This window comes from Hymenobacter algoricola (assembly GCF_039539525.1).
GTDB classification, from domain to species: domain Bacteria; phylum Bacteroidota; class Bacteroidia; order Cytophagales; family Hymenobacteraceae; genus Hymenobacter; species Hymenobacter algoricola.
In genome coordinates, this window is sequence record NZ_BAABDH010000108.1 from 87,673 (window position 1) to 97,304 (window position 9,632).

The following is a 9,632-nucleotide window of genomic DNA, read 5'->3' on the forward strand; positions in this document are numbered from 1 at the left end:
GCCGGCGGTTTGGTTGCCAGCGCCGTAAAAGGCGGCGTTGCCGGCCGCCGGTAAAATTATGTTCTTCTGCCGTGGTCCCCGCGCCGGCGCGCTCCTTGCGCGCTACTTTTGGGGCCGCGCCTCTTTCATTGCTGCCGTTTTTTGGTTTTCTGCTCATGTCCATCCGCCGCACCTTCGACCTGCTTGCCCACCTAGCCGCCACCACGCCCCGGGCCGATTGCCTGGTGGAGAAAAAAGCCGGCACCTGGCAGCCGCTGAGCGCGGCCCGGGTGCAGCAGCTGAGCGACCACGCCAGCCTGGGACTGTGCCAGCTCGGCCTCGGCCCCGGCGACAAGGTGGCCATCATCTCGGCCAACCGCCCCGAGTGGGTGGTGGCCGACTTCGGCATCGCCCAGCTCGGGGCCGTGAGCGTGCCCATGTACCCGACCATCACGGTGGAAGACTACCGCCATATTTTCCAGGATGCCGGCGTGCGGGTGGTGCTGGTGGAAAACGAAAAGCTGCTGGCCCGGGTGCAGGAAGCCATAGCCGGCCTGCCGGCCGGCCCCGAGCACGTCATCACCTTCGACGAGGTGGCCGGCCACCGCTCCTTCACCGAGCTGCTGGCCCTGGGCCAGGCCGCCGACCCGGCCGGCCTGGCCCCGCTGAAAGCCGCCGTGCAGCCCGACGACCTGCTCACGCTCATCTATACCTCGGGCACCACCGGGCGGCCCAAGGGCGTGATGCTCAGCCACCGCAACATTCTCTTCAACTGCGAAAACCTCACCGACCACCTGCCGCTGCCGGCCGGCAGCAAGGCGCTGAGCTTTCTGCCCCTGAGCCATATTTTCGAGCGCACGGCCACGTATCTGTACCTGCTGCTGGGCTTCAGCGTCTGGTATGCCGAAAGCGTGGAGCTCATTGCCGACAACCTGCGCGAGGTGCAGCCCCAGGTGTTCACCACCGTGCCGCGCCTGCTCGAAAAGATCTACGACAAGATCGTGGCCAAGGGCCAGGAGCTGACCGGCGCGAAGAAAAAGCTGTTTTTCTGGGCCCTGGACCTGGGCCTGCGGTACGACACCCAGCAGGATCAGGGCGGGTGGTACAATGCGCAGCTGGCGCTGGCCAACCGGCTCGTGTTCAGCAAGTGGCGCGCGGCGATGGGTGGGCAGGTGCGCTACATTGTGAGCGGGGGCGGGGCCCTGCAGCCCCGGCTGGCGCGGGTGTTCTGGGCCGCCGACATCCGGGTGATGGAGGGCTACGGCATGACCGAAACCTCGCCCGTAATTGCCGCCAGTCAGCCCGTGCCCGCCGGCAACCTGATCGGGGCCGTGGGGCCGGTGCTGCCGGGCGTAGAAGTGAAAATTGCCGCCGACGGCGAAATCCTGACCCGCTCGCCCTCCGTGATGCAGGGCTACTACCGCCGCCCCGACCTGACGGCCGAAACCATCGACGCCGACGGCTGGCTGCACACCGGCGACATCGGCGAGCTGGTGCAGGGCCGCTTCCTCAAAATCACGGACCGCAAAAAGGAGATGTTCAAAACCTCCAACGGCAAGTACGTAGCCCCGCAGCCCCTCGAATCGCGCCTGTCGGAGTCGCCGCTGGTGGAGCAGGTGATGGTGGTGGGCGAGGGCGAGAAGTTTGCGGCGGCGCTGCTGGTGCCGGCCTTCGGGGAGCTGCGGGCCTGGGCCGGCCGCCAGAATCTGCCCACCGACCTCTCCGATGCCGCGCTGGCCGCCCACGCCCAGGTGCAGCAGCTCTACGAGCAGCTGGTGCAGCAAACCAACGCCGCCTTCGCCCAGTGGGAGCAGATCAAGAAAGTGGCCCTGCTGCCCACGCTGTGGAGCGTGGAATCGGGCGAGCTGACCCCCACGCTGAAGGTGAAGCGCAAGATTATCAGCCAGAACAATCAGCAGCGCATTGAATCATTGTTCCGGTAGGCCGGGGTAAAAACCACCGCAATATCTGGCCGCCGGCAAATCTTTCCGCGGCGGCAGCTGTTACTTTTACGTACCATCACCTCCTGCTATCATGCGTAAAGGCCTCTTCGATTTCGGTCCCGCTCTCGGTTATTTCTTCCGCAAAAACGACCCCAACCGCCAGACTAACTTCAATCTGCGCAGCATGCACTTCATCAATAAGCTGAGCATGGCCATGTTCCTGGTCGGCCTGTGCGTGGTGCTTTACCGCCTGTTTACGCGGTAATTACTGCGGTCAAAACAACAGCGAACCGTCATGCTGAGCGAAGTCGAAGCATCTCGCGTGCTGACATCAGGTTAGTAATCTGACGATACCACGCGAGATGCTTCGGCAGGCTCAGCATGACGGTCTTTATATTGCGCCCGCTATGAACATCGAAGACTTCCGCGACTACTGCCTGCTCAAGCCCGGCGTGACCGAGGAAACGCCCTTTGACCCCGAAACGCTGGTGTTCAAGGCCGGCGGCAAAGTCTTCGCCCTCACCGACATCGACACCTTCGGCAGCATCAACCTGAAGTGCGACCCGGAACGGGCCGCCGAGCTGCGCGACGAATACGACTACGTGCTGCCCGGCTTCCACATGAACAAGAAGCACTGGAACACGGTCCGCATCGGTACCGGCGCCACCGACCGCCAGCTCCGGGAGTGGACCGATCATTCCTACGACCTGATCATTGCGTCGCTACCCAAAGCCAAACGCGCCGAGCTGCCGGCCGGTTAGGTAAACTGCTCCCAAAAAATCGTCTGTCATCCTGAGTGCAGCGAAGCGGAGTGAAGGACCTTATCACGTTAGAACGGGTCGTTGTTTCGCCTGTCGTGCTAACGTGATAAGGTCCTTCGCTTTGCGTACGCCAGATGAAGGATGACAGATGTGATGGGTAGCTGCAAATGAAGAAGGCCCGCCGGAACTATCCGGCGGGCCTTCTTCATAAAGTGGCAGGTTACTCTACACCACCACGTTCACCATGCGGCCGGGCACGACGATGAACTTTTTAGCTTCCTTGCCCTCGGCAAACCGCGCCAGAAAATCGGAGGCGCGGACGGCGGCTTCGATGTCGGCGGCGGTGGCGGTGGCGGCGAACTGCAGGGTTTCGCGCACCTTGCCGTTGATGGCCACGGGGTAGTTCACGGTGTCTTCCACCAGATATTCCTCGCGGAACTCGGGGTAGGCGGCCTGGCTGATGCTGCCGGCCGCGTGGCCCAACTCCACCCACAGCTCCTCGGCCAGGTGGGGTGCGTAGGGCGAAAGCAGCACCACCAGCGGCTCCAGCACGGCGCGCTTGTGGCAGTCGAGGGCCGTGAGCTCGTTCACCGTAATCATCAGGGCGCTGACGGTGGTGTTGAAGCTGAACTTCTCGATGTCCTCCTCGACTTTGCGGATGGCCTTGTGCAGGGCCTTCAGCTCGGCGGGGGCCGCGGCTTCGTCGGTCACGGCGAAGTCGCCGTCCTGGGGATGGTAGAGGCGCCAGAGCTTCTTGAGGAAGCCCGCCACGCCGCTCATGCCGTTGGTATTCCAGGGCTTGTACTGCTCCAGCGGCCCGAGGAACATTTCGTACAGCCGCAGCGCATCGGCCCCGTACCGCTCAATCAGCACGTCCGGGCTCACCACGTTGTACTTCGACTTCGACATCTTCTCGACCTCCACGCCACAGATAAAAGTGCCGTCTAACTCAGCAATGAATACCGCATTCTTAAAGTCACTGCGCCATTCACGAACTGCATCTACGTTGAGAATATCGTTATCAACTATGTTTACATCAACGTGAATAGAATTTGGTTTATCTCCAAACCTATCTGTGAATTGTAAATTCAGATGCTCGTTTTCATAGTTAAACTTATCCTCAACTAATTTGACAGTGGACCAAAAATGTTCTTTTTCATCCTCGTCCAAAGTGTTATTCCAAACACGCTCATACAATTTATGTGACACGAAAATGGAAGGTATTAACGCATAAGTAGGCCCCTCATGACCTTCAAATTCATACAATGACACTTCAGGAGTAAAACGATAAATAAGACTTGAGCGGCCCAGAATCATCCCCTGATTAATGAGCTTCTGGAAGGGCTCATTGGCCGTCACCAGGCCCAGATCTTTCAGGAACAGGTGCCAGAAGCGGGAGTAGAGCAGGTGGCCGGTAGCGTGCTCGGCGCCACCGAGATATAAGTCGACATTCTGCCAGTACTGCTCGGCTTCCTCGCCCACGAAACGCTCGGCGTTGTGCGGGTCCATGTAGCGCAGGTAGTACCAGCTGGAGCCGGCCCAGCCGGGCATGGTGCTCAGCTCGTAGTCGTAGAGGCCCTTGTACTTCCAGTCCTTGGCGCGGCCCAGGGGCGGCTCGCCGGTTTCGGTAGGCTTGTATTCGTCGATTTCGGGCAGCACCAGCGGCAGGTCGGCTTCGGCCACGCCATAGGCCACACCTTCCTTGTAGTAAATCGGAATCGGCTCGCCCCAGTAGCGCTGGCGGCCGAAGATGGCGTCGCGGATCCGGAAGTTGGTTTTGCCCTTGCCGATGCCGTTGGCTTCGAGGTGCTGAATCAGCTTGTGGGTGGCTTCCTTGTAGGTGAGGCCGTTGATCAGCTCGGAGTTGATGTAGCGGCCTTCCTTGGTTGGGTCGGCCTGCTCGTCGATCTGCTGGGCATCGGTAACCGGGATGATGGGCAGGTCAAAATGCTTGGCAAACACATAGTCGCGCTGGTCGCCGCTGGGTACGGCCATCACCGCGCCGGTGCCGTAGCCGGCCAGCACGTAGTCGGCAATCCAGATCTGCACCGGCTCGCCGCTGAGCGGGTTGATACCGAAGGAGCCGGTGAAAGCGCCCGACACGGTTTTGGTGTCGGCCATCCGGTCGCGCTCCGAGCGGCGCTTGGTGGCGTCGATGTAGTCCTGAACGGTGGCCTGCTGCCCGGGCGTGGTCAGCTCGGCCACCAGCTCGTGCTCGGGGGCCAGCACCAGAAACGTCGCGCCGTAAATCGTGTCCACGCGGGTGGTGTAGACCTTGATCTGGGCCTGCTCGTGGTCCTGTACCGGGAAGGTGACCTCCGCTCCAATGCTCTTGCCGATCCAGTTGCGCTGCATTTCCTTTACCGCGTCGGGCCAGTCGAGGGTATCGAGGCCTTGCAGGAGGCGGTCGGCGTAGGCGGTGATGCGCAGGTTCCACTGGGGCATCAGGCGGCGCTCCACGGGGAAGCCGCCCCGCTCGGAGAGGCCGTCCTTTACTTCGTCGTTGCTTAACACCGTGCCCAGGCCGGGGCACCAGTTCACGTAGGTGTCCTGCTGGTAGGCCAGGCGGTAGGGGTGCACGGCCTGCAGGCGCTGCTTCTCGCTGAACAGCTTCCACTGCCCGTTGGTGAAGCTGTGGCGCTCCTCTTCGTCGCCGGCGGCGCGGATACCGTCGCTGCCGTTTTCGGCGAACTTATCGAGCAGGGTTTTCAGCGGCTCGGCCTTGTTCGTGTCCAGGTTGTACCAGGAGTTGAACAGCTTGAGGAAAATCCACTGCGTCCACTTGTAGTAGGCCGGGTCGGAGGTGCGCACCTCGCGGCTCCAGTCGTAGCTGAAACCCAGGGAGCTGAGCTGGCGGATGTAGGTGCCGATGTTCTGCTCGGTGGTGAGGGCCGGGTGCTGGCCGGTCTGGATAGCGTACTGCTCGGCGGGCAGCCCAAAGGAGTCGAAGCCCATGGGATGCAGCACGTTGAAGCCCCGCAGCCGCTTGTAGCGCGACACGATATCGGAGGCAATGTAGCCCAGCGGGTGCCCTACGTGCAGCCCCGCCCCGGAAGGGTACGGGAACATGTCGAGCACGTAGTACTTGGGCTTCTCCGAGCGGTTATCGGCCTTGAAGGTGCTATTGGTTTTCCAGTGGGCCTGCCACTTCTTCTCGATTTCCTGGGGACTATAGCCGGGCATGGGCGTGGGCTTAGGGGTTGCTGCTGAACCCGCGAAATTAAGCGGAAATGCCGGGAAAGGGGTAATGTCAGCAGTAGAAAGCGCAACGGCGCGTTCTGCTTCCCAACTGATGAGAGGCCGGGGGGAAACAGCAGAATAAAAATCGTTGTCATGCTGCGCTTGCCGAAGCATCCTGTGTGGCATCGTTGGATTCCAATCCGAGCGTCAGCACGCGAGATGCTCCGGCAAGCGCAGCATGACGTTCTGGCTAAACCACGCTCCGGTCAATCACCCTAACCCCGGTCTGCTTGATGCGCAGAGTCAGCTGCGGACGGGAGCTGGCTTTTTAGCTTTTTTACTTCTAAACCAACCCTGCCAGCGGGTTCCGGCCTTCGAGCGTGCCTTCACTGCTCAGCACCCGAAACCGCGCGAACATCTCCTCACTATACCATTTCTCCTGGCGGGTGAGGCGGATAACTTCCTTGTGCTTCTCACTGCGGTACGCGTAGTCCTGCATGGCCTGGGCTGATTCCCAGAGGCTGAATGTGGCCTGCCGCACCACCGGCAGCTCCCCCAGGCCGATAGCCGCCCGCACGCCCGGTGCGTGGGCCACGGTGGCGCTGGTAGGAGCCACGTAGCGCCAGAAACGGGGGGCTTTCAGCCAGTGAATGGAGGCGCGGGTCAGCACGGCCACCGGGCCATCGGCCGCGGGAGCTTCCGTGGGGTACTCAAACGGGTTGGTCCCATCCCACAGTCCGTGCGACTTCAGCGGAGCCAGTTGGGCCGTCCAGGTTTCCTGGGCCCGGCGCTGGTATTCCTGCCACAGCGAATGAGTGGCAAAGAACGCCGCCGCCGCCGCCTCCGACTCCCACACGGCCATCAGGCCGTAGCGGCTCAGGTTGGGCAGGGCCCCGAAGCCGCCGGCCCCGCTGCCCAGCAGCTTCTGAAACCGCAGACCCGGCACCTTTTGGAGGGGCCGCTGGGCCGTGCCCATCTGGGCTAGTCCCCAGCGGATGTTGCCGGGCCGCAGGGTGATGAGGGAGAGAGTGGTCAGCAAGGAAGAAGGAATTGGGTGGTGCCACGACTTTTTGGTCGTGGTACCACTATCGTTGAACGGAATCCACGCATCGGCACCAATAGTGGTACCACGACTTTTTTGGTCGGGGCACCACCCAGCCGCGCCAAAACAACAAAAAAGGGCCGGAATTGCTTCCGGCCCTTTTCACTGAGTGCAAACCAACGCTTACTTCACGTCCACTTTGGCGTGCTCGTTCACATCGTCGGAAGTAGCCCGCTCGCCGGTCACAACGGCTTTGGCGTAGGCTACGGCCCGGCTCAACAAGCCGCTGGGGGTGTCCCAGTACTCGCCTTTCTCGATTTCGACCTTGAGAATCATGATGTTCGGATCGTCCTTGCCCTTGGCAAACCAGGCCCGCAGCGGCTCGCTCCAGAGCTGGTCGATTTCGGCCTGGTCGCGGTAGGCGTTGGCCCGGCCCGAGACGGACACGTACACGTTGTCGTCGGGCTGGCCGTAGCTCAGGTTCACGTGGCTGTCTTTTTTGACTTCGTACACCTTGGCCGAATCCTTATCGGTCAGGAACACCAGGGCGTTGGTGCCGTCGGGCGTCTGGGTGTACATGGGGCGGCTGCGCAGGCTGCCGTCCGTGTCCTGGGTGGTGAGCATGGCAATGCGCACGTCCTTGATTTTTTCGAGCAGCTTCGACAGGTCGTTGGTGACGGGTGATTTATCAGCCATAACGGGGGTGTTTTGGAGGAAGGAAAAGATTGGTCGGCCCGCGGAGGATGCCGCGGGCTGGTTACCTGTACGGCCCCGCGCCCCGCCGGGTTAGCCCAGCCAGTGGCCCGCCGCCCCGATTTTGCCGTACTTCCCGCTACCGATGAACTTCCTCGCCCACCTGCTGCTCTCCGGCTCACCGGCCACGACCCCCGATTACGAGGATATCGTCGTCGGCAACTTCGCCGCCGAGGCCGTGCGGGGCCGGGCCGCCCTGGCGGCGTATCCGCCCGCCGTGCAGCGGGGCATCCGCCTGCACCGCTTCATCGATTCCTTCACCGATACCCACCCCATAGTGCGCCGCAGCACCGCCCGCCTGCGCGAAGCCGGCCTGGGCAAGTGGGCCGGCGTGGTGACCGACATGGGCTACGACCACCTGCTGGCCCGCGACTTCACCGGTTTTCACCCCGCCGAGCCGCTATCGGCTTTTGCCCAACGCCAGTACGCCTTGCTGCAGGCCCGCCGCCACGAGCTGCCGGAGCGCCTGCAACACATGCTTCAGTACATGCGCCGCGACGACTGGCTCAGCGGCTACGCCCAGCCCGAAGGCTTACAACGAGCGTTATTAGGATTGAGCCGCCGCGTGCCCAGCGGGGATATTCTGGCGACTGGTGCGGCGGCGTTTCTGGCGGCGGTGGCGGCGTACGAGGCGGATTTCCAGGAGTTCTGGCCGGAGCTGCGGGCGGGGGTGGAAGAATTTGTGTAGCCGGTTGGGATATCCTGGCTGGGGCTCTCTGCTTTTTTATAGGCCTAGCAAGTCCTTAAGCCACGCTGAAAGGGGCGGATACAGCAGCACGCCGGGTATGGTGACTACCATGAATCTCGTGTACCACTTGTATACCTCCAAATATGGTTTGTTCCTTCCCACGCCAATTACCGTCTTGGGGTGGAAGATACCTGCCATTAATAAAGCCACGCCTACAAGAGTGTATCGAATTGCATTTTTGTTGATTCGGGTTTTCTCAACTACGTTTTCAGGCACATAGTTGGTGGTGTACTTGAGCATCAACTCCATTGCCTTTGCTTCGTTGTTCTTATTAACGCCTGTCTTGATAATCTGATTGATATCCTTTGTGTACTCCGCTTTGAAGTCAGGCTTTACTTTCTCAACGATACTTGCGCCAGAGAAACTAAGTAAAGTAACACCTATACACCCAATGATGTAAGCCCAGGTCTTCCATATTCTATTGGGTCTTGTTGGCTGGTACTTTTCGACCCATTCTTCGACTTTGTACAGAATATCTTCCTGGATGCTGTTATCGGCGCTATTTACCTTTAATCGAAAGTCACTGCCGTAATTCTTGCCAAGCTGCAGCGTGAACTGGTCACGATAGTCACCTACTGAAAGAGCGATTTCAACAGGGAATAAGTTTTTTAGCCTTGCATCTTTCAGAATGCCTTTGACGGTGGTATCGTGCAGCGTTGATTTATCGCTCAACAGGAGGGATACTTTAGCAGGAACTACTTTTGTTTGGTTTCGTGAAAGCTCCTGCGCTGTTTCTAAAGTGAAGGCAGGATAGTCTTTGAGTATCTGTGCCGTCTTTTCTTCATAGTATCTTTCGTGTAATTCCCGAAACTTGGCATCGGCAAATGCGAGAATTACATCAAGTTCCTCTAATTCTTTTGTCCCAATAAACCAAGGCCCCTTCAGGTCACGGTCACCCGGAATGTGTAGTTGTCCCATCAAATAGGCAGATGCATTGTTGAATTTGAAACCGGAAGTTATGAAAAAGTCCTAGCCCCTAATAGGGCTGCTGTATGCAGCCCTATTAGGGGGGAGTAAATATAGAGCTATAGCGGATTCGTGAACAGTTCATCCCTATTTGGCGGATGGCCGTAGCCAGTAAGATGAGACCGTATTCGCTTGATTTACGCACCCGGGTAGCGGCGGCATGCCAGGAGCCGGGTGCCCGGAAAGTAGCCGTGGCGCGGCGCTTCGGCGTGAGCCGCTCGTTTGTCAAAGACCTGCTGCGCCAGCAGGCCGCCACCGGC

8 protein-coding genes are annotated in these 9,632 nt (G+C 60.2%); 4 read left to right on the top strand and 4 right to left on the bottom strand.

The features are described 5' to 3' along the window. Positions 1-155: 155 nt before the first annotated feature. The 3 genes from ABD842_RS18115 (at position 156) to ABD842_RS18125 (ending at position 2,683) form a co-directional block, all read left to right on the top strand. Entirely contained in the window at positions 156-1,922 is a 1,767-nt protein-coding gene (locus ABD842_RS18115; protein ID WP_345117033.1) for an AMP-dependent synthetase/ligase, read from the top strand. Between the two features lie 91 nt (positions 1,923-2,013). Next, entirely contained in the window at positions 2,014-2,187 is a 174-nt protein-coding gene (locus ABD842_RS18120) for a DUF6728 family protein (protein WP_345072959.1), read from the top strand. Positions 2,188-2,329: 142 nt separating this feature from the next. Continuing rightward, positions 2,330-2,683, top strand: a complete 354-nt coding sequence (locus ABD842_RS18125; RefSeq protein ID WP_345117035.1) for an MmcQ/YjbR family DNA-binding protein — start codon at positions 2,330-2,332, stop codon at positions 2,681-2,683. Positions 2,684-2,908: 225 nt separating this feature from the next. On the opposite strand, the gene ABD842_RS18130 is transcribed toward ABD842_RS18125, so the two are convergent. The 3 genes from ABD842_RS18130 to ABD842_RS18140 form a co-directional block, all read right to left on the bottom strand. Next, a complete protein-coding gene (locus ABD842_RS18130; RefSeq protein ID WP_345117037.1) occupies positions 2,909-5,866 on the bottom strand; it encodes a leucine--tRNA ligase in 2,958 nt (985 codons plus the stop codon). 340 nt (positions 5,867-6,206) lie between these two features. Continuing rightward, a complete protein-coding gene (locus ABD842_RS18135) occupies positions 6,207-6,902 on the bottom strand; it encodes a spheroidene monooxygenase (RefSeq protein WP_345117039.1) in 696 nt (231 codons plus the stop codon). Positions 6,903-7,088: 186 nt separating this feature from the next. After that, complete coding sequence (locus ABD842_RS18140; RefSeq protein WP_345117041.1) at positions 7,089-7,601, bottom strand: pyridoxamine 5'-phosphate oxidase family protein; 513 nt, start codon at positions 7,599-7,601, stop codon at positions 7,089-7,091. 142 nt (positions 7,602-7,743) lie between these two features. On the opposite strand from ABD842_RS18140, the gene ABD842_RS18145 reads away from it, so the two are divergent. Beyond that, positions 7,744-8,346: an acyl carrier protein phosphodiesterase gene (locus ABD842_RS18145; protein ID WP_345117043.1), complete on the top strand. Its 603-nt coding sequence runs from the start codon at positions 7,744-7,746 to the stop codon at positions 8,344-8,346. Between the two features lie 36 nt (positions 8,347-8,382). Here ABD842_RS18145 and ABD842_RS18150 read toward each other — a convergent pair whose 3' ends face one another. Further along, positions 8,383-9,324, bottom strand: a complete 942-nt coding sequence (locus ABD842_RS18150) for a hypothetical protein (protein WP_345117045.1) — start codon at positions 9,322-9,324, stop codon at positions 8,383-8,385. Positions 9,325-9,632: the final 308 nt, after the last annotated feature.

Bases quoted from the DNA above. Each gene is read 5' to 3' on its own strand.
- ABD842_RS18120 (WP_345072959.1), top strand. From the start codon at position 2,014: ATGCGTAAAGGCCTCTTCGATTTCGGTCCCGCTCTCGGTTATTTCTTC.
- ABD842_RS18150 (WP_345117045.1), bottom strand. From the start codon at position 9,324: ATGGGACAACTACACATTCCGGGTGACCGTGACCTGAAGGGGCCTTGG.
- ABD842_RS18140 (WP_345117041.1), bottom strand. From the start codon at position 7,601: ATGGCTGATAAATCACCCGTCACCAACGACCTGTCGAAGCTGCTCGAA.
- ABD842_RS18125 (WP_345117035.1), top strand. From the start codon at position 2,330: ATGAACATCGAAGACTTCCGCGACTACTGCCTGCTCAAGCCCGGCGTG.
- ABD842_RS18115 (WP_345117033.1), top strand. From the start codon at position 156: ATGTCCATCCGCCGCACCTTCGACCTGCTTGCCCACCTAGCCGCCACC.
- ABD842_RS18130 (WP_345117037.1), bottom strand. From the start codon at position 5,866: ATGCCCGGCTATAGTCCCCAGGAAATCGAGAAGAAGTGGCAGGCCCAC.
- ABD842_RS18145 (WP_345117043.1), top strand. From the start codon at position 7,744: ATGAACTTCCTCGCCCACCTGCTGCTCTCCGGCTCACCGGCCACGACC.